21 protein-coding genes are annotated in these 23,527 nt (G+C 42.1%); 16 read left to right on the top strand and 5 right to left on the bottom strand.

From position 1 onward, the window contains the following. Position 1 precedes the first annotated feature (1 nt). On the top strand, positions 2-1,324 hold the full coding sequence (locus tag RIN70_RS07305) for a glycosyltransferase family 4 protein (RefSeq protein ID WP_049485662.1): 1,323 nt from the start codon (positions 2-4) through the stop codon (positions 1,322-1,324). Between the two features lie 353 nt (positions 1,325-1,677). Next, complete coding sequence (thrS, locus tag RIN70_RS07300) at positions 1,678-3,621, top strand: threonine--tRNA ligase (protein ID WP_195623467.1); 1,944 nt, start codon at positions 1,678-1,680, stop codon at positions 3,619-3,621. A gap of 211 nt (positions 3,622-3,832) precedes the next feature. Here the strand turns inward: thrS and RIN70_RS07295 are convergent, their stop codons facing one another. Beyond that, positions 3,833-4,882 (bottom strand): DUF389 domain-containing protein, encoded by a 1,050-nt coding sequence (locus RIN70_RS07295; protein WP_195623466.1) that lies wholly within the window; start codon positions 4,880-4,882, stop codon positions 3,833-3,835. An 884-nt stretch (positions 4,883-5,766) separates the two neighbouring features. Between RIN70_RS07295 and yycF the strand changes: the two genes are divergently transcribed. The 14 genes from yycF to ftsY all read left to right on the top strand — a co-directional run bounded on the left by yycF (position 5,767) and on the right by ftsY (position 19,855). Beyond that, positions 5,767-6,468 (top strand): response regulator YycF, encoded by a 702-nt coding sequence (gene yycF, locus RIN70_RS07290; RefSeq protein ID WP_003008151.1) that lies wholly within the window; start codon positions 5,767-5,769, stop codon positions 6,466-6,468. Continuing rightward, a complete protein-coding gene (vicK, locus tag RIN70_RS07285; RefSeq protein ID WP_049497363.1) occupies positions 6,461-7,813 on the top strand; it encodes a cell wall metabolism sensor histidine kinase VicK in 1,353 nt (450 codons plus the stop codon). Before yycF ends, vicK begins: the two co-directional genes overlap by 8 nt. Before the next feature lie 7 nt (positions 7,814-7,820). After that, on the top strand, positions 7,821-8,630 hold the full coding sequence (locus tag RIN70_RS07280) for an MBL fold metallo-hydrolase (protein WP_049475139.1): 810 nt from the start codon (positions 7,821-7,823) through the stop codon (positions 8,628-8,630). Positions 8,631-8,771: 141 nt separating this feature from the next. Further along, positions 8,772-9,299, top strand: coding sequence for a hypothetical protein (locus RIN70_RS07275; RefSeq protein WP_313790508.1), 528 nt, complete (start codon positions 8,772-8,774; stop codon positions 9,297-9,299). Positions 9,300-9,448: 149 nt separating this feature from the next. Continuing rightward, positions 9,449-10,108, top strand: a complete 660-nt coding sequence (locus RIN70_RS07270) for a DUF443 family protein (protein WP_313790507.1) — start codon at positions 9,449-9,451, stop codon at positions 10,106-10,108. 95 nt (positions 10,109-10,203) lie between these two features. Further along, on the top strand, positions 10,204-11,253 hold the full coding sequence (locus RIN70_RS07265; RefSeq protein ID WP_313790506.1) for a hypothetical protein: 1,050 nt from the start codon (positions 10,204-10,206) through the stop codon (positions 11,251-11,253). Next, positions 11,254-11,754, top strand: coding sequence for a hypothetical protein (locus tag RIN70_RS07260; protein WP_313790505.1), 501 nt, complete (start codon positions 11,254-11,256; stop codon positions 11,752-11,754). 114 nt (positions 11,755-11,868) lie between these two features. Beyond that, positions 11,869-12,255 carry a YbaN family protein gene (locus RIN70_RS07255; protein WP_151190856.1) on the top strand — a complete coding sequence of 129 codons (387 nt, stop codon included), beginning with the start codon at positions 11,869-11,871 and terminating at the stop codon, positions 12,253-12,255. Between the two features lie 99 nt (positions 12,256-12,354). Further along, positions 12,355-13,056 carry a ribonuclease III gene (gene rnc / locus RIN70_RS07250; RefSeq protein ID WP_049483702.1) on the top strand — a complete coding sequence of 234 codons (702 nt, stop codon included), beginning with the start codon at positions 12,355-12,357 and terminating at the stop codon, positions 13,054-13,056. After that, positions 13,047-16,583: a chromosome segregation protein SMC gene (smc, locus tag RIN70_RS07245; protein ID WP_313790504.1), complete on the top strand. Its 3,537-nt coding sequence runs from the start codon at positions 13,047-13,049 to the stop codon at positions 16,581-16,583. The genes rnc and smc overlap by 10 nt, the downstream gene beginning before the upstream one ends. Further along, positions 16,573-17,379 (top strand): Cof-type HAD-IIB family hydrolase, encoded by an 807-nt coding sequence (locus tag RIN70_RS07240; RefSeq protein WP_313790503.1) that lies wholly within the window; start codon positions 16,573-16,575, stop codon positions 17,377-17,379. The genes smc and RIN70_RS07240 overlap by 11 nt, the downstream gene beginning before the upstream one ends. Beyond that, positions 17,376-18,197 (top strand): Cof-type HAD-IIB family hydrolase, encoded by an 822-nt coding sequence (locus RIN70_RS07235; protein ID WP_313790502.1) that lies wholly within the window; start codon positions 17,376-17,378, stop codon positions 18,195-18,197. The genes RIN70_RS07240 and RIN70_RS07235 overlap by 4 nt, the downstream gene beginning before the upstream one ends. After that, complete coding sequence (locus tag RIN70_RS10350; protein WP_390897810.1) at positions 18,198-18,821, top strand: hypothetical protein; 624 nt, start codon at positions 18,198-18,200, stop codon at positions 18,819-18,821. Beyond that, positions 18,800-19,855 carry a signal recognition particle-docking protein FtsY gene (gene ftsY / locus RIN70_RS10345; RefSeq protein ID WP_390897809.1) on the top strand — a complete coding sequence of 352 codons (1,056 nt, stop codon included), beginning with the start codon at positions 18,800-18,802 and terminating at the stop codon, positions 19,853-19,855. The genes RIN70_RS10350 and ftsY overlap by 22 nt, the downstream gene beginning before the upstream one ends. A gap of 93 nt (positions 19,856-19,948) precedes the next feature. Here the strand turns inward: ftsY and zwf are convergent, their stop codons facing one another. The 4 genes from zwf to RIN70_RS07210 all read right to left on the bottom strand — a co-directional run bounded on the left by zwf (position 19,949) and on the right by RIN70_RS07210 (position 23,486). Then, positions 19,949-21,415: a glucose-6-phosphate dehydrogenase gene (gene zwf / locus RIN70_RS07225; RefSeq protein ID WP_049472097.1), complete on the bottom strand. Its 1,467-nt coding sequence runs from the start codon at positions 21,413-21,415 to the stop codon at positions 19,949-19,951. Between the two features lie 204 nt (positions 21,416-21,619). Next, a complete protein-coding gene (locus tag RIN70_RS07220; RefSeq protein ID WP_195623457.1) occupies positions 21,620-22,435 on the bottom strand; it encodes a TIGR03943 family putative permease subunit in 816 nt (271 codons plus the stop codon). Next, positions 22,432-23,337, bottom strand: a complete 906-nt coding sequence (locus RIN70_RS07215; RefSeq protein WP_313790501.1) for a permease — start codon at positions 23,335-23,337, stop codon at positions 22,432-22,434. Before RIN70_RS07215 ends, RIN70_RS07220 begins: the two co-directional genes overlap by 4 nt. Continuing rightward, positions 23,337-23,486 (bottom strand): SPJ_0845 family protein, encoded by a 150-nt coding sequence (locus RIN70_RS07210; RefSeq protein ID WP_003005705.1) that lies wholly within the window; start codon positions 23,484-23,486, stop codon positions 23,337-23,339. Before RIN70_RS07210 ends, RIN70_RS07215 begins: the two co-directional genes overlap by 1 nt. Positions 23,487-23,527 lie beyond the last annotated feature (41 nt).

Below are 23,527 nucleotides of genomic sequence, written 5' to 3'. Positions count from 1 at the left end.
GATGCGTGTAGGGTTATTTACAGATACCTATTTCCCGCAAGTTTCGGGAGTGGCGACCAGTATTCGGACGCTCAAAACAGAATTAGAAAAATTGGGTCACACGGTCTTTATCTTTACGACAACGGATAAAGATGTCAACCGCTATGAAGATTGGCAGATCATTCGGATTCCAAGTGTGCCTTTCTTCGCCTTTAAGGACCGCCGCGTTGCTTATCGTGGCTTCTCAAAGGCGCTTGCCATTGCCAAGCAATACCAGCTGGATATTATCCATACCCAGACTGAGTTTTCACTGGGCCTTTTGGGAGTGTGGATTGGACGCGAGTTGCGGATTCCAGTCATTCATACCTACCATACCCAGTATGAGGATTATGTCCGCTATATTGCCAGAGGTATGGTCATTCGCCCAAGTATGGTCAAATACATTGTGAGAAGTTATATGAATGATCTGGATGGCGTGATCTGTCCAAGTGAGATCGTCTATGACTTGCTCCAAAAGTACAAGGTCAAGGCAGAAAAACGTATTATTCCGACAGGGATTGATTTGGCCAAGTTTGACCGACCGGAAATCACTCCGACAGAGACAGCAGCTCTTCGTGAAAAATATGAAGTCGCAGAAGATGAAACGCTTTTATTGAGCCTGTCGCGGGTTTCTTATGAAAAGAATATTCAGGCTGTTATTGCGGCCCTTCCAGATGTCCTCAAGGTCAATCCAAAAGTTAAGTTGATCGTGGCTGGAGATGGTCCTTATTTGGATGATTTGAAAAAACAAGCGGCGAAACTGGGGATTTCAGATGCGGTTGTCTTTACAGGGATGATCCCACCAAATGAGACAGCTCTCTACTATAAAGCGGCTGACTTCTTTATTTCAGCTTCAACGAGTGAGACGCAAGGGTTGACTTATTTAGAGAGTATTGCAAGTGGTACCCCGATCATCGCTCATGGCAATCCTTATCTCGATCATGTGATTGATGACCCTATGTTTGGAAAGCTCTTTTATGAAGAGAGCGATCTGGCACAAGCGATTCTTGAAGCGATTGACGAGATGCCTGCAATCGATGAGACCAAGTGGGCAGAAAAGATTGATGATATTTCTGCAGCAACCTTTGGTCGTCGGGTCTACGAATTTTACCTGGATAAAATCATCTCGAAAGACTTTTCAAATGATTTGAATCCTGAGCAAAGTCGGGTTAAGCGGATGTCTAAGACCATTGTGAAAATCCCGACCAAGGTGATTGCTCTTCCGGTCAATGGATCTGTGAAGATGATGAAGGCTTCGGTAAAACAAGTGAAGAAAATCCGTAAAATCACGCATTTCTTTGATTGAAAACGAAACTTTTTCTTGCAAAATTTTTCAATCGTGCTATAATAACTGACAGAGACATATCAAATCTAGGAAATCTGATAGAGAGCGCGTGGGGCTGGAAATCGCGTAGAGGATAGGTTTGGGACTACTCGTGATTCTTTTATGTAAACATAAAACGGTGGCTACGTTAGAGCCAATCAGAGGTGTCCCTCTTTTTTGAGGAACATAAATGAAGGTGGAACCACGTTGCGACGTCCTTTCGAGGAGGTCGCTTTTTTGATTTCTTAATGAAGACATCAAAAGGAGTGACGATTCCAATGTTCAAAGACACCTCCCACCCATTTAGCTACTAAAAACTTTATAAGGAGAAAATCATGATTAAGATTACTTTCCCAGATGGCGCTGTTCGTGAATTCGAATCTGGCGTTACTACTTTTGAAATTGCCCAATCTATCAGCAATTCTTTGGCTAAAAAAGCCCTTGCTGGTAAATTCAATGGCAAATTAATTGACACAACTCGTGCCATCACTGAAGACGGAAGCATTGAAATCGTGACACCTGATCACGAAGATGCTCTTCCAATCTTGCGTCACTCAGCGGCACACTTGTTTGCCCAAGCAGCTCGTCGCCTCTTCCCAGATATCCACTTGGGTGTCGGTCCAGCGATCGAAGATGGTTTCTACTACGATACAGACAACCAAGCGGGTCAAATCTCTAACGAAGACCTTCCTCGTATTGAAGAAGAAATGAAGAAAATCGTGAAAGAAAACTTCCCATCTATTCGTGAAGAAGTGACCAAGGATGAAGCGCGTGAAATCTTCAAAAATGATCCATACAAATTGGAATTGATCGAAGAACACTCTGAAGATGAAGGTGGTTTGACCATCTACCGTCAAGGTGAATACGTGGACCTTTGCCGTGGCCCACACGTCCCATCAACTGGTCGTATCCAAATCTTCCACCTTCTTAACGTTGCTGGTGCTTACTGGCGTGGTAATAGCGACAATGCGATGATGCAACGGATCTACGGTACTGCTTGGTTTGACAAGAAAGATTTGAAGAACTACCTTCAAATGCGTGAAGAAGCCAAGGAACGTGACCATCGTAAACTTGGAAAAGAACTTGATTTGTTCATGATTTCTCAAGAAGTTGGTCAAGGACTTCCATTCTGGTTGCCAAACGGTGCGACGATCCGTCGTGAGTTGGAACGCTACATCGTTGATAAAGAAGTCGCAGCAGGCTACCAACACGTCTACACTCCACCAATTGCTTCTGTAGAACTTTATAAGACTTCAGGTCACTGGGATCACTACCGTGAAGACATGTTCCCACCAATGGATATGGGGGATGGAGAAGAATTTGTTCTTCGTCCAATGAACTGTCCTCACCACATCGAAGTTTACAAACACCATGTGCACTCTTACCGCGAATTGCCAATCCGTATCGCTGAAATCGGTATGATGCACCGTTATGAAAAATCTGGTGCCCTTACAGGACTTCAACGTGTGCGTGAAATGTCTCTGAATGATGGTCATACCTTTGTGGCTCCAGAACAAATCGAGGAAGAATTCAAGAAGATCCTTCAATTGATCATCGATGTGTATGAAGACTTTAACTTGATAGATTACCGTTTCCGCTTGTCTTACCGTGATCCTGAAGACAAACACAAATACTTTGATAACGATGAAATGTGGGAAAATGCTCAACGCATGTTGAAAGCAGCCGTTGATGATATGGGTGTTGAGTACTATGAAGCTGAAGGGGAAGCAGCCTTCTACGGACCAAAATTGGATATCCAAGTGAAAACAGCTCTTGGTAAAGAAGAAACCCTATCTACCATTCAATTGGACTTCTTGCTTCCAGAACGCTTTGATCTTCATTACATTGGAGCAGACGGGGAAGAACACCGTCCAGTCATGATCCACCGTGGGGTTATCTCAACCATGGAACGCTTCACAGCGATCTTGATTGAAAACTACAAGGGTGCCTTCCCAACCTGGCTTGCGCCACACCAAGTAACCCTCATCCCAGTATCGAACGAAAAACACGTGGACTATGCTTGGGAAGTGGCGAAGAAACTTCGTGACCGTGGTGTTCGTGCCGATGTGGATGAACGCAATGAAAAAATGCAGTTCAAGATCCGTGCTTCACAAACTCAAAAAATTCCTTACCAATTGATTGTTGGTGACAAGGAAATGGAAGACAAGGCTGTAAACGTACGTCGTTATGGCCAAAAAGAAACAGAAACCATGTCAGTGGATGCATTTGTAGAATTAATTCTTACAGATATTGCCAATAAATCCCGTGTTGAGAAATAAAACGATCACAGTCTGAAAAATATTTATTAGTAAGAAAAAGCAACAACTATTTCAGTTGTTGCTTTTTCTATTTTGTTTCACCTGAGCCAGTAGTGATCGGTCAAACCACCACAAATAGTATCCTCATCAACAATCCTTTCTATCCATTAACTTTTGGATATAGGATATCCTCCCAAGATTTGCTTCCATGAGTTAGATAAGTTGACTATCCTCAGTCCTTGTCTGCTTCATTTTCTTTTACGAGATCGTTTTGTGAATCTTTTTCAGAGAGTTTTTGATCGATATACTTGTCAATGTTTTCGTAAAATTCCTTGGTCGTCTCACTGTCTAATTTTGTCGAATTATGGACTTGATTGACTTTCAATTGAACAGATTGAATACCGTAAGAGTCTTGTTTTTGGCGAATGGTTTCTAATTCTTCTTCTGAAATCGGATCTCCAACAACTGTCAAGACCAATTCATTATTCCTTGACTTGTAGACTTGATTAATGATCGTATGATTGGCAAACTCTTTTCCTACAAACTGTTTGATCCCTTCTTTTCGTGCTTGATCCATCGTCAGAGTGACTGCTGAATAGCTGGCTGGAAGAACCAATAATACAATCAAGGAGATCAACCCAATTCTCATTTTCATGTTTAGCTCTTTAAATGAACTTAAGGGAGATTGTCTCATCATAATTCTTGTTCCAACAATATTGATTAGCATGATAAAGACACAGTTGATCAAGAAAAGATAGAGAGCCCCAAATAAAAATCGTACATTTCCATTAGCTAAACCATAGCCTGCAGTGCAGATAGGTGGCATCAGAGCTGTTGCAATAGCTACTCCTGGCACGATATTGTTTGCTTCTTTTTTTCTTGAACCAATGACACCTGCTATCCCACCCGCAATAGCAATGAGAACATCCCAAATGGTTGGAGAGGTTCGTGCAATCAATTCGCTACTTGCATAAGATAAGGGAGAAATCCAGAAATATAGAGTCGAGACAAGCAAACTGACCAATACTTGAGTAAATAAAACCCCTAGAGATTGCTTGATTAAACGCGTATCAAAAATAGCTAAACCAAACCCCAGTCCAATAATCGGTGTCATAAGAGGGGAAATCAGCATGGCTCCAATAATGACAGCTGTTGAATTCATATTTAGACCTATAGAGGCAATAAAAATCGAACACATCAAAATCACTGTATCTCTTAATCGAACATGAAGGTCATCATATAGTTTCTCGCGGAATTCACGTGTTGAATAGTTTCCGGACATTGGTTACTCCTTTTATTTCATATAATCTTGTTTCTGCATGGATGATGGTAGAGAGACTTCTGTCCAAACTGACATGTTTTTAATTCTTACCTGTGATTCTTTTGAACATTATCTTTTAAATATCCATCAGTCCATCCTGCATATTATATCAAAAATTTTACATTCTTTCTCTGAAGAAATCAATTCATTTAAAAGATAGAGAAAGGAAGAAATTTTTGTCTCCTTATCTGAAGAAGAAAAACGATATCTCCTCTGAAAGTAGATACCGTTTTAATGTTTAAACAGTATGAGTTTGTAGCAGCAATCCTAGCAGATATCGCCAACAAATCACGTGTTGAGAAATAATGAAAAAATAAAAAGATTAAGGATAAAACAATCTAAAAAACCTTCCCTTAGGTGAGTAAGAACGTCAGCGAACTTCTATGAAGTTCCAAAACTCCCGAGTGAGAGTGGGACAGAAATCGGTAATTCGTTAGAATTCGATTTCGTCGTCCCACCTCCGCACAGTTGAGTAGGGCTGTAAAAGCTGATGAAATCAGCGTAGTAGAGCTCACTCAACCACTGCGTCTTGCTCGACAATCCAAAAACAATTAAGAGGCTATGATTTCTGTCCCACTCTCACTTTTCTCACGACGGAAAGTTTTCTAAATATGATTTATTAGCTATAGCAAGTAGGAAATTAACTTTTTTTAGAATCACTCAAGTGATTTTATCTTCTACATATCATTCGTTTTTTCTGAGACTGAGATTTTAACTTCTCGGTCTTTTTTACCCTTTCTTATTGGAAAGTCCAGCAATTGAGGCTCCACATTTCTTCATAAGTTTGATATAATAAGAAGATAGAGATTGATTAGGAAAAGAAGCATTAGAAACAGGTATGTAAGATGAAAAAAATATTAGTAGTTGATGATGAAAAACCAATTTCAGATATTATCAAATTTAACATGGCAAAAGAGGGCTATGAAGTCTTGACAGCCTTTGATGGCCGGGAAGCTTTGGAAGTCTTTGCGGCTGAGAATCCGGATATTATTATTCTAGATTTGATGTTGCCAGAGATTGATGGTCTGGAAGTGGCGCGTACCATTCGCAAGACCAGCAATGTGCCCATCATTGTCCTTTCTGCCAAAGATACAGAATTTGATAAGGTTATCGGACTTGAAATTGGTGCGGATGACTATGTGACCAAACCCTTCTCTAATCGGGAATTGCAAGCGCGTGTGAAGGCCTTGTTGCGTCGTTCGGAGTTTGCGGCTGATCCTCAGCTTGAAAATGAGGCCGATACGGAAATTGTCATTGGTGATCTTCACATTCTTCCAGATGCCTTCTTGGTTCAAAAAGGCAACAAAGAATTGGACTTGACCCATCGTGAGTTTGAATTGCTCTATCACCTTGCGACCCATGTCGGTCAAGTGATGACCCGTGAACACCTTCTTGAGACGGTGTGGGGCTATGATTACTTTGGTGATGTTCGGACAGTGGACGTGACGGTTCGTCGTTTGCGTGAAAAAATCGAGGACACACCAGGACGTCCAGAATATATCTTGACCCGCCGTGGTGTCGGATATTATATGAGAAACAATGATTGATCAACTAAAACAATTTGTAATGTCGTCGAACTTTGTCTTTGTTCTGATTACGGTTGGGTTTATCATTGTGGTAGCCTTGCTTTTGCTAGAAAACCGTAGGGACAATATCAAGCTCAGACAATTAAACGCCAAAATTAAGGATCTGATTGCAGGGGACTATTCCGAAGTGGTCGACATGCAAGGAAGTCCAGAACTGACGGATATGACCAATAGTATCAATGATCTGTCGGAGGTTATTCGCCTGACGCATGAAAACTTGGAACAAGAAACCAAGCGTTTGACCAGTATCCTTTCTTACATGACAGATGGGGTGCTTGCGACCAATAGACGCGGTCAGATCATCATGGTCAATGAAATGGCAGCCAAGCAATTGAATGTTAATCCAGATGAGGTGCTCAATACCAGTATTCTGGATTTGCTTTCGCTTGGAGATGACTATGATCTGCGAAGCTTGATTACTGAAGTACCAGAGTTAACCATCGATTCCCAGGATGAAAACGGGGAGTACCTCAGCCTTCGTGTGCGCTTTGCCTTGATTCGTCGTGAGTCAGGTTTTATCTCTGGTCTGGTAGCTGTCTTGCACGATACGACAGAGCAGGACAAGGAAGAGCGGGAACGTCGTCTCTTTGTCTCTAATGTGAGCCATGAATTGCGGACTCCCTTGACCAGTGTGAAATCCTATCTGGAAGCCCTGGACGATGGCGCTTTGTCAGAGCCGGTAGCACCAGATTTTGTCAAAGTTTCACTCAATGAAACCAATCGCATGATGCGCATGGTCACAGATCTATTGAGCTTGTCACGAATCGATAATGAAACCAGTCAGTTGGACATCGAGTTGACCAACTTTACGGCCTTTATCACCTTTATTTTGAACCGGTTTGATAAGATCAAGAGTCAAGCGCAAGAAGATACCAAGAAGTATGAACTGATCCGGGAATACCCAATCACCCCGATCTGGGTTGAAATTGATACGGATAAAATGACCCAGGTAATCGACAATATCTTGAACAATGCCATCAAGTACTCACCTGATGGTGGAAAGATCAAGGTAGGGATGAAAACGACAGATGCCCAGTTGATTATCTCCATCTCAGATGAGGGCTTGGGGATTCCAAAGAAAGACTTGCCACGCATTTTTGATCGCTTTTACCGAGTGGATAAGGCGCGTAGCCGGGCCCAAGGTGGGACTGGTCTAGGCTTAGCCATTGCTAAGGAGATCGTGAAGCAACACAAAGGCTTTATTTGGGCCAAGAGTGAATATGGCAAGGGATCTACCTTTACCATTGTCTTGCCGTACGACAAAGACGCTATTAAAGACGACTGGGATACAGAAGAGGAAGAATAAGGAGTCAATGACAGAAGAGGGATTTAAGTATAGTATTTTAGCTTCAGGTTCTAGTGGGAATTCTTTCTACCTTGAGACGCCAAAGAAAAAACTGCTTATTGATGCAGGGCTATCAGGGAAAAAGATTACGGGACTATTGGCTGAAATTGATCGCAAACCAGAAGACTTAGATGCCATTTTGATTACGCACGAACACTCAGACCATATCCATGGTGTGGGTGTTTTAGCGCGGAAATATGGCATGGATCTATATGCTAATGAAGCAACTTGGAAGGCTATGGAAGGCACCAAGTATCTAGGGAAAGTTGATGATGCTCAAAAGCACATCTTTGAAATGGGGAAGACCAAGACATTTGGCGATATCGATATCGAAAGTTTTGGGGTCAGTCACGATGCTGCAGCCCCTCAATTCTATCGCTTGATGAAGGATGGCAAGAGCTTCGTCATGCTGACGGATACGGGCTATGTGAGCGATCGCTTGGCAGGTATCGTCGCGGATGCGGATGGCTATCTGATTGAGTCCAACCATGATGTAGAGATCCTTCGAGCAGGTTCTTACGCTTGGCGCTTAAAGCAGCGGATCTTGTCAGACCTAGGCCACCTTTCTAACGAAGACGGTGCGGATGCCATGATCCGAACCTTGGGAAATCGCACCAAGAAGATTTATCTGGGACATTTGTCAAAAGAGAACAATATCAAAGAATTGGCCCATATGACTATGGAGAATCAACTGGCTCGAGCAGATCTAGCTGTTGGCCATGATTTTGAGGTGCTAGATACCTCGCCAGATACCGCGACCCCTTTGACGAAGATATAAGATAGAGAACCACCCGCGGGTGGTTTTTTATATGTCTATTTGAGGAAATCTGCATCTAGTAATGAATTTGCTCTTTAGCCAAAATTTGTGTATGATAGGAGTACTTTATCTCAAGAATAAATTGACGGAGAAATGTTAATTGTGAAAACATATATCGGTTATTTGGTTTCGAAATGGATTTATTTTGATGAAGAAAACGAAGTATTTCAATATAATGATCAAAAAAATACTTCCAATTGGATAATGGTTGCTGCTCCACTTACAGTCTTTCTTTTAAAAGGAATTGCAAGTGTTTTAAATTCAGCCTTTGGGACCTTACCGTATACGATCAATATCGGTATTGCAATGATTGGAACTCTGATAGTTCTCGGAATGCTAATGATAGCGAAGTCGAGAAAAAAAGATCAGAGAACGGGTTGGAAAACGGTTGTTTTGAAGGAAAAAGAGCGCAAAACACTCAGAGCAAAGGTGCTTGCAATTTTTATTATGAAGATTCTTTTTGTTTTTTTAGGGATTTTTTTCTTGGTTACTTATATTAGAGAAACTGATTTTTTGTGTCTGATGATCTACCTTCTTGCTTTTGCTTGTGTGATGCATTTTCATCAGGAAATTAAGACCAAAAAGATTCTTAAAATATTGAAGCGTCAAACAGGATCAACTGGACAATAATTCCATCGAAATATGTTTTACTGCAATAGAATGAGAGTATTGCATCTTTGCTAAGCGATTTAATGGTAGATAATATGGGTCAAGAAATTTTGGGTGGTTCATCATTTAAAAATCTCCTTGATGAATTGATATGAAAAGAAAGGGTGTTTATGCTTAAAAAAGCAAACATAGAACATTTAGCAAAAAAAAATTTTCGCTATCGCATTCTAAATGTAGATAATGAGCATTATTTAGTAGACGTGGATCGTCCTTTTATAATCTCATACTTTTTCCCGTGGTTTTTGTATTTTACATCCCATTGGGCTATTCGGTTAACTGAGGATGAATTTAACACATTAACAACATCTAGAAACGACAAGCAAAAGAATGGTTTAACACATAACAAAGAAATTACAGCTTCTGGAGCTGCGTTTGTGGCATTGCTTTTATCGAGAGCGTTTCCGATTGAAGATTATCTGTACTTCAACTCTCATTTACTCAATATTGGATTGACGTTATTCGTTTTTGGTATTGTGATGGGAATTCGCGTGTGGATGAGCAGAAGAAAAATTGTGTCCAAGCTAGAAAATAATGATCATCCGATCAAAGTATATTGTGTCCCAACAACATTAAAATTTGTTTTTTTATCACTTCTAATGCCAACGATTTTTCTTATCATTGTTGGTGTGGTTTGTTACGCGGTAATAACTAATTTTGCGCCGAACTTTGTGGTTCATTTAGGTTTATTTGTTTTTGCACTCAATTATTTATTGTCTGGAAATACATTCTATTTTTCAGCTGAGTCAACTTTCAAAGCTAAAATGAAATAATATTGAAGTGCATATATAAAATATGGTTTGAACAACATGAAACCAATCTGAATGGTAGTTAGATCATGCTCAATCACAGAAAAGGAGAAATAGAAATGAAAAAGATAATCAGATCAAAATTAGTTCAAGTTTTATTTCTTGTCTTTATTATCACAGGAGCTAGCCTTGCATATAAGGCTTATCGTAAACATGAATTGACCCAGTTTGTCATGTGGAGCCCGAGAGCAAAAATGATGGATTATGAATTTATTGCTAATCATAAAGCGGTAGCAATTAGCTGGGATAACGAAGCTGAATTAAAGGAAGCGAAAGAGGCTAAGAAATATGATCCTCGTATTGACATCAGAAACAATAGAATTGAGATGCATGGTGAACGTTTTATTATTCGGCAGAGTTACAAATTGAAGTCGGCAGCATATAAGTACTGGTTAAGTGAAAATGATAAAGTTCCTTATTTAAAGAGTAATATCCCTGAAAAAGGAGAATACTGGTTATTAGATGTTTACGATACAAAAGACAATACGATTAAACAAAAAACTTATGATGTGTTTAAGATGGTGAGGGAATATAATAGAAATTATGTTCCAATTAATGTTGCGGATTCCCCAAAATTGTTACAATCTGAAGAAGGAAAAACTTATTTGCCTATAAAGATGGCAGTGAATAGTAAACCAAACTCAAAAACTTTTATTGGTATCATAGATATAGAAACGGGGAAAATTATTTCTAAAACATCATCTGGAAAAACAGGTAAGGACTTTTATGATGTAAATCAAAAAGCATGGCAAAATAAAGAAGGTCTTGAGGATTTACTCAATAAATATGACAGACTTTCAAACCAACATTTTAATTTTGTATGGTCAGCGTTTTGGTTTACTAAAAAAGCTCAAGCAGATTCTTTAGCAAGCAAGTATCCAAAAGTATATGATATATTGAGTAAAGGTTCGCTATCTGAATTGTATTTCCTTGGAAAAGAAGATGTTCGTTTAAAAATTTCTTTTTTGAAATTGGTTGTTCCCAAAGATTCTAATATCTTTAAGAACCTAACTATTCCTGCAACTAGTTCGAAAGATGGAAAAGAACATATCGTTCAAAGTGAAGACGAGTTTTTAGAGTATTATCAAGAAAATTTGAAGGAGAAATAAATGTCAACTAAAATGCTACTGTTTTGGCTCTCAACAACAGTTATATTTTTAGCCTTAGTTTTTGTGAGTGGTACTTATTTTTATCTTTATTTCCGTGATAAAAAGATGGTTCGGCTTGCTACATCATCCATAAAAGGAACAGTTGTGGGCTATAATAGCTTTCGAGGGGGAAATCCTCCGATTGTGGAATACAAGGTAAATGGCGTGGCTTATAAAAAATCCTTTCGTTATTTCTTTATTAGGACGGTTTCAACCCCATGGGGACCTAAACAGGCTTCTTACATTCACACAAGAGAAGAGATGTTAGCCAATTCGATTACCTTTTATCGAAATTCATTTGTTTCTTTTAATACAGCTCTTCAGACCCAATTTCCACTATGCTCTTTGATGACGGTTTGGTATGATCCTGAAAAACCAAGTAGAGCTTACGTGGAGCGTTATTGCGGTGTGAATCGCTATTATAAATGGCTGGAATCCTTTATGGGATCTTGCTCCTTCTAGTCTATGCTGTTGTGTTAGTAGCTTTTTCTAAAAATTGAGAAAGGATTAGTAAAAGTTAGTGAGTCAACTATGAAATGGCTTTTAACAAAAAAGAATCATACAAAGGAGGAGTAAATGCGCCTTGTTTATCTTACGATTGGTTTTGTGTCTTTGGGATTAGGAATTATTGGGATTCCTTTGCCGATTTTACCGACAACCCCCTTTCTATTGTTGTCTATGGCTTGCTTTGCTAAAAGTTCCAAACGCTTTGAAACTTGGCTCTACCAAACCAAGCTTTATCAAACCTATGTAGCGGATTACCGAGAGACCAAATCGATTGCCAAAGAACGGAAGAAATGGATCCTTCTTCAGATCTACATTTTGATGGGGATTTCGATCTATCTGGCCCCGATTATTTGGGTGAAGCTTGTTTTAGGTGCTTTGACGATTTTTATCACCTATTATCTCTTAAAAGTGATCCCTAATAAGCCTGAAAATCCAACAGAAGAAAATCCTGATTAAAATTGGAGAATTCAGGCCCTAGAACTAGGAAAAGAAGTGCGTTCGTGCTTCTTTTTTGGTATACTTAAGAGTATGAATTAATTAGAAAGTAGGCTTCCCATGGAGAAATTACAAGCCCTGTTATCGGAACGGTTTCAGATCGTTTTTTCAGATACCAGTTTATTAGATACAGCTTTTACGCACACCTCTTATGCCAATGAGCACCGCCTCTTAAAAATTTCACATAACGAACGTTTGGAATTTTTAGGAGACGCTGTTCTTCAATTAGTTATTTCCGAATATTTGTATAAGGAACACCCCAACAGACCGGAGGGAGATTTGTCCAAATTCCGTTCTATGATTGTCCGTGAAGAGAGTTTGGCTGGTTTTTCTCGAGATTGCCAATTTGACCATTTCATCAAACTAGGCAAAGGCGAAGAAAAATCTGGTGGTCGGGACCGCGATACGATTCTTGGCGATTTATTTGAAGCCTTTTTAGGTGCTCTTTTACTAGATCAAGGAGTGGAAGCAGTCAAACGCTTCATCTATCAGGTCATGATTCCAAAGGTTGAAACGGGTCAATTTTCTCAAGTCATTGACTACAAGACTCGCTTGCAAGAACTGTTACAGGTTCACGGAGATGTGGAGATCCAATATCAAGTGGTTAGCGAGTCCGGTCCAGCTCATGCCAAAGAGTTTGAAGTAGAAGTGTTCGTGAACGGTCAAACGATGGGACATGGTCATGGTCGTTCCAAGAAGTTAGCGGAGCAGGAAGCAGCCCGCAATGCAGTTGAAACGAGGAATGATGGGCCATGTATCTAAAAGAGATTGAAATCCAAGGCTTTAAATCCTTTGCGGATAAGACAAAAGTCGTATTTGACAAAGGGGTCACTGCCGTTGTAGGGCCTAATGGATCTGGAAAATCAAATATCACGGAGAGCTTGCGCTGGGCCCTGGGGGAATCCAGTGTCAAGAGTCTACGTGGGGGCAAGATGCCCGATGTCATTTTTGCAGGGACAGAATCGCGAAAACCGCTGAATTATGCCTGTGTCACAGTTGTCTTAGATAACCAAGATGGTTTTATCCAACAGGCAGGGAAAGAAATTCGTGTCGAACGGCATATTTATCGTTCGGGAGACAGCGAGTACAAGATCGATGGCAAGAAAGTACGTCTCAGAGATGTACATGATTTGTTCATGGATACGGGATTGGGACGGGATTCTTTCTCCATTATCTCCCAAGGTCGGGTAGAGGAGATCTTTAACTCCAAACCGGAAGAACGCCGGGCCATCTTTGAAGAAGCTGCAGGTGTCTTGAAATTTAAGACGCGGCGCAAGGAAACCGAGACCAAACTCAACCAAACCCAGGAGAATTTGGACCGTCTGGAGGATATCCTCTATGAATTAGAAGGACAAATCCAACCTCTTGAAAAGCAAGCGACTGTCGCTCGCCGTTTCTTGGAATTAGACCAAGAACGGCAGATTCTCTTGCTGGATGTTTTAGTTGCTCAAGTCGATTTGACAAAGGACCTTTATGAAAAGGCTGATCAAGAAGAAAAGGCCATTCAAGAACAGTTGGCTTCTTATTACCAACGTCGTCAGGTCTTAGAAGAAGATAATGTACGTATCAAGAAAGCCCGCCATCAGTTGGATGAGAGTTTAGCTGAGGACCAGGCCAGCTTGCTTGAGGTTACTCGTTTGATCAGCGATTTGGAAAAGCAAATCGAAGTAGCTAAGTTGCAATCGAGTCAAGCAGCCCATAGTCGCAGGGAAAATCTTGAGCGGCTGGATGCTGTCGTGGCCCGTCTGGAAGAAACGAAACAAGAGCTGGCTCAAAAACAAGAGACGCTAGCTGTGCTTCAACAAAGACTGACAGAGAACCGTCAGCAACAAGAAGAGTTGGAAAAAGAATTAGCCAACTATGAAGAAGATCCGGAACAAGTCATTGAGCATCTACGCGAGCAGTATGTCGCGCTCTTACAGACTGAGGCTGAAAAATCAAATGAGCGGACAGCCATTGAGAGCCGGATCCAAGCACTCCTGCAAGAATCAAGCCATCGTCAAGAGGATTTGACCAAGGCACAAACAAACTTTGAAACTGCCAAGGAAAAAGAAGTCCGACAATTGGAAGAGTTGGATCAGGCACAAGCGACGGTCAAAGGCCTATTAGCAGAATACCAAGAGCAATTGGTAAAAGTGGAGCAGGCCAAAGCTGCCTACCAAGAGGCTCAAGCGGCCATGTTTGACTTGATGGATGAGAGCAAGAATAAGCGGGCGCGGATCAATAGCTTGGAAGCTATTCAGAAGAACCATAGTAACTTCTATGCAGGCGTCAAGAGCGTTTTGCAAGAAGCAGAACGGTTAGGAGGCATCTGTGGGGCTGTTAGTGAGAATTTGAGTTTCTCAAAAGACTACCAGACAGCGCTTGAAATTGCTCTGGGAGCTAGCAGCCAACAAATCATTGTCGAGGATGAAAAGGCCGCAACACGAGCGATCGATTTCTTGAAACGCAATCGCTTGGGACGGGCAACTTTCCTTCCGCTCACGACCATCAAAGCTCGTCAACTATCTCCTCGGAATCTAGAATTGATTCAAGCCAGTGCAGGATTTCTAGGAATTGCGAGTGACTTAGTGACCTATGAGCATCGTTTTGAACAGATTTTCCAAAACTTGCTTGGAGTAACGGCTATCTTTGACACGACGGAGCATGCGCGTGAGGCGGCTCGTAAAGTCAACTATCAAGTTCGGATGGTGACCTTGGATGGGACCGAATTGCGGACCGGAGGATCGTACGCCGGTGGTGCCAATCGCTCCCAAAATACGGTCTTTGTCAAACCAGAATTGGATAGTTTGAAGCAGGAAATGCAAGCTCTGGATGCTCGTTTGAGAGAAGCAGAGCAGGAGGTAGAGACCAAGGACAATCTGCTCAACCAGGCGCAAGAATACTTGGCTTCTATTCAAAGCCAGGGTGAGCAAGCGCGTCTAGAGCAACAGCGGGCCCAATTGGCCTACCAACAAAGCCAAGAGCAACTGAAAGAAATTCAGGAACTCTTAGAAGCTTTGAAGTCAGAATTGGCAACAGATGCGACCCAGTCTCTCCAAGAAGAGCTAGAGTCTCTTACTGAGCAATTGGCAGAAATTGAGCTTAAAAAAGAAAATCTGAATCGCGACATTGAAACCATGAAGTCGGACAAAGACGTTCTGCAACAAAAAGTACAAAACTTGCAAGAGCAATTGGCAGAGTTGCGACTTCAACAGACCGAATATAAGAGCCAACAAAGCTATGAGCAAACAGATGCTCGTCGCTTGGAAGAAACGATCTCCCAGTTGGAAGTAGAAGAGCATCAGTTGCAATTGCTGATTGAACAAGGCGAGGCCCAAGTTCAAACAGTAGATGTGGAGCAGCTAGCCAATCAATTGACGCAGGCCCAAGCCAAGAAAACGGACTTGGAACAAGGAGTCATTCGGAAACGTTTTGAGCTGGATGATTTGGAAGGCCAGGCCGAAGATGTGGCAGAACAGATGGAACAAGCTCGCAAGAAAAACGAAGAGTGGATTCGTCAACAAGCCAAGGCTGAAGCGACACGTGAAAAGCATGCGGATCGTTTAAACAAGCTCTTAACGCAAATTACCGATGAATTCATGCAAAGCTTTGACCAAGCCAAAGAACAGGCCAAACCTGTTGAAAATCTTGCAGCAGCTGAAAACCAGCTCAAGAGCATCGAAAAAGATATTAAGGCACTTGGTCCAGTCAATGTGGGTGCGATCGAGCAGTACGACGAGGTGAAGGGGCGCTTTGATTTCCTTTCCAGCCAGCGTGAGGATGTCTTGGCTGCGAAAAACATGCTTCTGTCTACCATCAACGACATGAATGACGAAGTCAAGGAACGCTTTAAATCAACTTTTGAAGCCATTCGTGAATCCTTTAAAGTCACTTTCCGTCAAATGTTTGGTGGGGGTTCTGCTGATTTGATTCTGACAGAGCCAGATCTTCTGACAGCTGGTGTTGAAATTTCTGTACAGCCACCTGGTAAAAAGATCCAATCCTTAAACCTTATGAGTGGTGGAGAAAAGGCCTTGTCTGCCTTGGCTCTCTTGTTCTCGATTATTCGTGTCAAGACTATTCCATTTGTCATTCTGGATGAGGTAGAGGCTGCCCTAGATGAGGCCAATGTCAAGCGCTTTGGGGATTATTTGAACCGCTTTGATAAGGAAAGCCAATTTATTGTCGTGACGCACCGGAAGGGAACCATGTCGGCTGCAGATTCCATCTATGGTGTGACCATGCAGGAATCAGGGGTTTCTAAAATCGTCTCAGTAAAATTGAAAGACTTAGAAAATGAAGAATAATGATATTAAATTGATCGCTACGGATATGGATGGAACCTTTCTAAATGACCAACATCAGTACGATCAAGACCATTTACGCAAGGTATTAGCAAGCTGCAAAGAAAAAGGCATCTATTTTGCTGCTGCGAGTGGCCGTGCCCTCCTTTCTCTCAAATCCCTATTTAAAGGATTTGAGGACCAGATGATTTTCATTGCTGAAAATGGTAGTGTGGTAGAATTTCATGGAGAAGATCTCTACGAAGCGACTATGTCCAAAGACTTTTATTTGGGTGTTTTTGAAGCTTTGAAATCCTCACCTTATGCAGACCCCAATAAACTGCTTTTGACGGGGAAAAAAGGAAGCTATGTCTTAGAATCAGTAGATCCCGACTATCTGGCCTTGAGTCAGCACTATAATGAAAACATTCAAAAAGTGAAAAGTCTAGCGGATATTCAGGATGAAATTTTCAAATTGACCACCAACTTTGATGCAGCTCTTGTTCTTGAAGGTGAGCAATGGGTCACTGAGAATATCCCCGGTGTCAAAGCGATGACGACAGGTTTTGAATCGATTGACATTGTCCTCGATTATGTCGATAAGGGAGTTGCCATTACCGCCTTAGCGGATAAACTAGGGATCTCGATGGATCAGGTGATGGCTTTCGGGGATAACTTAAATGACCTCCATATGATGCAAGTCGTGGGCCATCCTGTAGCGCCAGAAAATGCACGTCCTGAAATCTTGGCCATTGCTGAAAAAGTCATCGGCCACCATGCGACGGGTTCTGTCCTCCGCTACATGGAGGAAATTGTATGAGTCAGATTTCCTTGATTGCGCTGGATTTAGATGGGACCCTTCTCAATTCAGAAAAAAAGATCTCCCCTCGCAATAGAGCAGCCCTTGCTGCTGCACAGGCCCAAGGTGTCAAGGTGGTTCTAACCACTGGTCGTCCCTTGAAAGCCATGGATTTTCTTTTAGAAGAATTGGGAACAGCAGGCCTTAAAGAAGAGTATACGATAACTTTCAACGGTGGTCTAGTGCAGCGAAATAATGGAGAAATCCTCTCAAAAGTTGTCTTGGCACCAGAAGATGTCGCAACTATTCATGATGAAACAGCCCGTCTAGGCCTTCCGCTGGATGCTATCAGTGAGGGAAGGGTTTATGAGATTCATGCAGATCGAAAGTCTCTCTATTCCCTTTACAATCCCTACCTGAACTTTATTGAGACAGATTTTAAAGATCTGCCATCCACGATATCTTACAACAAGTGTGTGACAGCCGTTGATCAAGACTTTTTAGATGCAGCGATCAAGCAGATCAAGCCGGACTTATTTCAAGACTATGAAATTTTTAAATCTCGGGAAATGTTGTTGGAATGGTGCCCTAAAAATGTTCACAAGGCAACAGGTTTAGAGGCACTGGCAGCTATTTTGGGCCTTAAGGCTGATCAAGTCATGGCCTGTGGGGATGAAGCCAATGACCTGTCTATGATCCAGTGGGCTGGACTGGGAGTTGCCATGGGCAATGCGATTCCAGCAGTGAAGGAAGTTGCAGCGCTTGTGGCCCCTGTGACCAATGACCAGGATGCCGTCGCATGGGCAATTGAAAATTATGTGCTAAAGGAGAGTGAATAAATGGGATTATTTGATCGTTTATTTGGAAAAAAAGAAGAAACTGAAAAAGTGCTTCCGTCTTCGGAAGAAGTGACGGAAAGTACTGAGGTTGAAGAAACTGTCAAAGAGGAGCCGACGGCTACCCAAAATGACAAGGAAGAGCAAAAAATCGCTGATATGGAGGCTTACTACCAAGAGCTCAAAGCGCGAATTGCAGCCACTCATCAACCTGTTTCAACCGTTGCTCAAGAAGAGCCGGCAGAGGAACCTCTTGTTGAAGAAATAGGAACTTCAGAGACTCCTGAAGTTCAAGAACCGGTAGAGGAGTCTCCAGTTGCCTTTGAACCTGCTCAAACAGAAGCAAGTCCTGAAGAAGTTTCACCACTAGCTGATGAAACGGAGACTGAGCCTCTTGAAGAAGTGAAAATTGAAGCGAAAGTAACTGAAACCGTTGAAGAACCAGATGGCGCTAATGGTTCAGAACTGGAAGAAGAGTCACCGATTGCTTCTCCATCATCTGAAGCTGAGCTAGTAGAAGCGAGCACGACAGAAGAGGAAGTTCCAGAACAAGTAACGCTCAGGATGGGGTTTCAGAACCTGAAGTATCAGAAGCGATTGCTCAAGTGGAGGAAACTTCAGAAGTAGCAGAAGCTGAGTCCAGACTTCCGGAAGGAGAAGCTGCATCAGCCGTTGAGGAAAGAACTGTTGAAGAGGCAGAAGAGCCAATTCCAGACGAGGTTAAGCCTCAGCAAGAAACCATTCAGGAAAAATACGATCGTAGCTTGAAAAAGACACGGACTGGATTTGGAGCACGCCTCAATGCCTTCTTTGCCAATTTCCGTTCAGTCGATGAAGAATTCTTTGAAGAATTGGAAGAACTCTTGATCATGAGTGACGTTGGGGTTCAAGTGGCCTCTAATTTAACCGAAGAGTTGCGTTATGAAGCCCGTTTGGAAAATGCCAAAAAACCAGATGCTCTCAAGCGCGTGATCATCGAAAAATTGGTGGACTTGTATGAAAAGGATGGCCAATTTAATGAAGCCATTCGTTTTCAAGATGGTCTCACGGTCATGCTCTTTGTTGGGGTCAATGGAGTTGGTAAAACAACCTCTATCGGGAAGTTAGCCCATCGCTACAAACAAGAGGGTAAGAAAGTCATGTTGGTTGCAGCAGATACTTTCCGTGCAGGAGCAGTGGCTCAACTGGCAGAATGGGGACGCCGCGTAGATGTTCCAGTTGTAACAGGTCCTGAAAAATCAGATCCTGCTAGCGTCGTCTTTGATGGAATGGAACGCGCGATCGCTGAAAACATCGATGTTCTGATGATTGATACAGCGGGGCGTCTGCAAAACAAGGACAACCTCATGGCAGAGCTTGAAAAAATCGGCCGCATTATCAAGCGTGTGGTACCTGATGCACCGCATGAAACCTTGCTGGCCCTCGATGCATCAACCGGTCAAAATGCCTTGGTGCAAGCTAAAGAATTTTCAAAAATTACGCCTGTGACAGGAATTGTACTGACCAAGATCGATGGAACAGCTCGAGGTGGGGTCGTCCTTGCGATCCGTGAAGAGTTGGACATTCCAGTGAAGTTGATTGGATTCGGAGAAAAGATTGATGACATCGGACCATTCCACTCAGAAAACTTCATGAAAGGCCTCTTGGAAGGCTTGATTTAAGAGTCAAATAGAAAAAGACAAATTGTTGGAAGGACAATTTGTCTTTTTGTTTCCTTGCGCTATCAAAAAAAAACCACCCGAAGGTGGCTTTCCTTAATTCTTAGGTTCAGGTTTCCAAACCCATTCGGCTCCGTACTCTGCAAGGAGATCATCGGATGCAGTTGGTCCCATGGATCCAGACTTGTATTCATAGAGCGGTGCTCCATTTTCGGCCCATAGTTTTTCAATCCGGTCAATCAATTGCCATGAAGCACGAACTTCTTGCCAGTGGCTGTAATTGGTTGAGTCATTGTTCAAAACGTCGAAAATTAATTTTTCATAAGGCTCTGGTGAAGCTCCAGTTGCCGTCGCATCTGTTTCGTAGTCAAAGGAAATAGGTGCGATGCTGAATTTTTCCCCGACCTCTTTTCCGTTGATGCTCAATGAGAAACCTTCATTTGGTTGGATATAAATGGTCAAGACATTTGGTTGCAAGCTATGTCCAAAGATGGAGTCGGTTTGCTTGAAGACCACATTGACCATAGTTCCTTTTTGGGTCAAACGTTTTCCGGTACGGAAGAAGAAAGGCACTCCACGGAATCGATCGCTATCAACAAAGAATGCACCAGAAGCATAGGTCTCCGTAGTAGATTCAGGGTCGACATTTGGCTCACTGCGATAAGAGATATCTTTTTTCCCTTCGATCGTACCTGAATGGTATTGACCACGGATAAAGAATTTCTTCAGTTCCTCATCTGTTGGATTGTGCAATTGCTCAAAAACTTTAACTTTTTCTGCCCGAATCGCATCCTTGGTAAAGGTAGCTGGTTTATCCATGGCAAGCAATGACAAAAGCTGAAGGGTATGGTTTTGCACCATATCTCGAAGGGCCCCCGAGTGATCATAGTAGCCACCGCGTTCTTCAACCCCCAAGCGTTCAGCAAAAGTAATTTGGATATTGTCAATAAAATCTCGGTTCCAAAGATTATCAAAAATAAGATTTCCAAAACGAATAGCAAAGATATTTTGGATCATTTCTTTTCCAAGGTAATGGTCGATCCGGAAGATTTGTTCTTCATTAAAGGTTTCTTCCAATTCCTTGTTGAGCTGACTAGCCGTTTCTAGGTCTGTACCGAAAGGTTTTTCAACGATCAAGCGCTCAAAGCCTTGCCCATCCACAATTCCTTCGGATTTGAGGTGTTTGGCAATGGTTCCAAAAAATTGAGGAGCCATGGACAAGAAGAAGACCTTGTTGTGTTCTGTTTGGTATTTTTCATCCAAGCTATTTTGCAATTCACGCAGGGCGATGTAATGTTCGGTATCATTGACATCGTGGCTTTGGTAGTAGAAATGGCTAGCGAATTCTTGAGCTTGTTGAGGGCTATCTGCCAGATCTGTGATAGATTCTACCACAACTGATTCAAAGTACTCCTTGCTCCATGGTCTGCGAGCTGTTCCGATAACCGCAAAGTGTTCAGATAGATTTCCTGATTTATAGAGTCTAAAAAGGGATGGGTAGAGTTTGCGCTTGGCTAAATCTCCACTGGCCCCGAAAATGGTTACAATAACTTTTGAAGACATTTAAGTACCTATTTCCTATTTTATTAACCATATTTTACCATAAAATCTACAAGATTTCTTTGATGGAATCGTTGTTCCGAATATTTTCCGCTTGGATTAGAGGATTTGAGAGGAAAGCATAGAAAAAGCTAGAACCAATGTGGATTCTAGCTTGAGCTGTTATAAGCTGTTTGGATCGACCACCGAAGAAACTTGGTGAATCCATCAGAATACGCGGTAGACATAAGGATTATCCGGTTTTGTAATGGTCTTACAATCGCTAATGTGGAGGACAGGCAAGCTTTGTTTGAGCTGCTTGTGGTATTCAATGGACAAGGTTCCTTTGGCATGGATCCAGGTATTGTTTTCGAAATGCTGCGGAGCACCTGTCGTTAAGAGACCGTAGACTCCGGAATCTGCGATACAGTGGATGATCCCAAAGCGAAAGAGGAATTGGCTGTCCTTGTTATTGGGGTCATTGTATACAAAACCGGTCAACTCGATCGTCTTTCCTGCGAATTGGTCAGGATAATCATAAATCACTTCCATGACTTCCATGTAATTCTCAGTGGTCACCTGGATCACTTTTTTATCAACATATTTCTTTGCAGCCTGCTTCATTTCTGATTCATAGGCTGACTTGGTAAAATAGCTACTAGTATCCGGTTTGAGATACTGGGTTGTTGTCCCTTCGTCCTGCTGGATTTCCTTGGAAGATCCAGCCGCAACCGGGAAGTGGTAGCCTTTGGCAGAAACCGTTTGGGAATCTAGTGTCACTGTAGGGAAAAATAGCCCGACAAACAAAGGAATACAGAGCAAGAAGATACTCGCCACTTTTGCCCAGAAGCTAGAGAGATGACTGTGGATCTTCATCTGCTTGACCCAGATGATCAGCTGCACAAGAGCTAAAACAAAGGACAAGAACATGGAAATATAAGCCAAGTAAGAATAGTGTAAGTTGATGTATTGATTGAGCTTACCAGATAATTGCAGGTACATGGTGAGCTCAAAATAGCCAGCTAATATCAAGAAACGAATCATAGCACCACCCCCACAAACCAAGCATAAAGGAGCACAACCCCACTCACAATTCCGATAAATTGCCAGATAAAACGGGTCTTGAGATAATTTTTCATCATGAGGAGATTTTTGACATCAAGCATAGGCCCAATCACCAGAAAGGCAAGAACAGGCGCTACTCCAAAACTCGTCAGAAGAGAGGATCCAACAAAGGCGTCCGCCTCACTACAAAGTGAGAGGAGAAAGGACAAGACCATGAGAAGGAGAATAGCAATAACTGGTGTCGCACTGATTGAAGTGAGGATCCGTGTTGGGACATAGACTTGGACGAGACTGGCAAAGAGACAACCAAATACCAGGTAACTTCCCGTGTCAAAGAATTCATCAATCGCCTGCACCAAGACTTGAAAGAGCTTTTGACCTTTGCTCAAGCCCCTAAAATCATGTTCATGTACAGCCTTACGATGTTCTTTTTGGATCGAATCTGTCTGAATAAAACCAAGAAAGATCCCTAGCACCGTTGCGACCAGTAGGGAACCAAGGGCGCGGTAGATGGCCATCTTGACAGAATTCCCAAAAGCTGAGTAGGTCGCAAAGAGAACGATGGGATTGATGACCGGTGCTGTCACCAAAAAGGGAACAGCAGTATAACTTGGGACTTTCTTTTCTAGAAAGCGATTGATAATGGGAACAATCCCACATTCACAGGAAGGAAAGATAAAGCCGATAAAGGTCCCAAAGAAGATCCGCCCAAATTTATTCTTGGGAAGAAAGCGGTAGACCCTCTCGGGGGTGATATAGACCTCAATAATCCCTGAAACGATACTTCCGATTAGGACAAACGGTAGGGCTTCGATAATAATCGAGAGAAAAATAGCCCCAGCCTGCAAGACGCTAGAGGGAAGGTGTTGAAAGAATGTCATTACTTAGCCTTCTTTGCTTCTTTAGTGGTAGCAGTTTCTGCCTTCTTTTTTTCTTCAGGAAATTCTACTTTCTTTTCTACATCCGGAAAACTCGCAAAATTTTCAAACATTTTATCAAGATCATCTGTTTTTGAGAATTTAATAGCCATTGTTGGGCCTCCTTTTTATTTTCTTTCATTATAACAAAAAG

Origin of the sequence: Streptococcus parasanguinis (assembly GCF_032163505.1) — a bacterium.
Lineage (GTDB): Bacteria > Bacillota > Bacilli > Lactobacillales > Streptococcaceae > Streptococcus > Streptococcus parasanguinis_V.
This window is presented reverse-complemented; position numbering and strand designations above follow the sequence as displayed.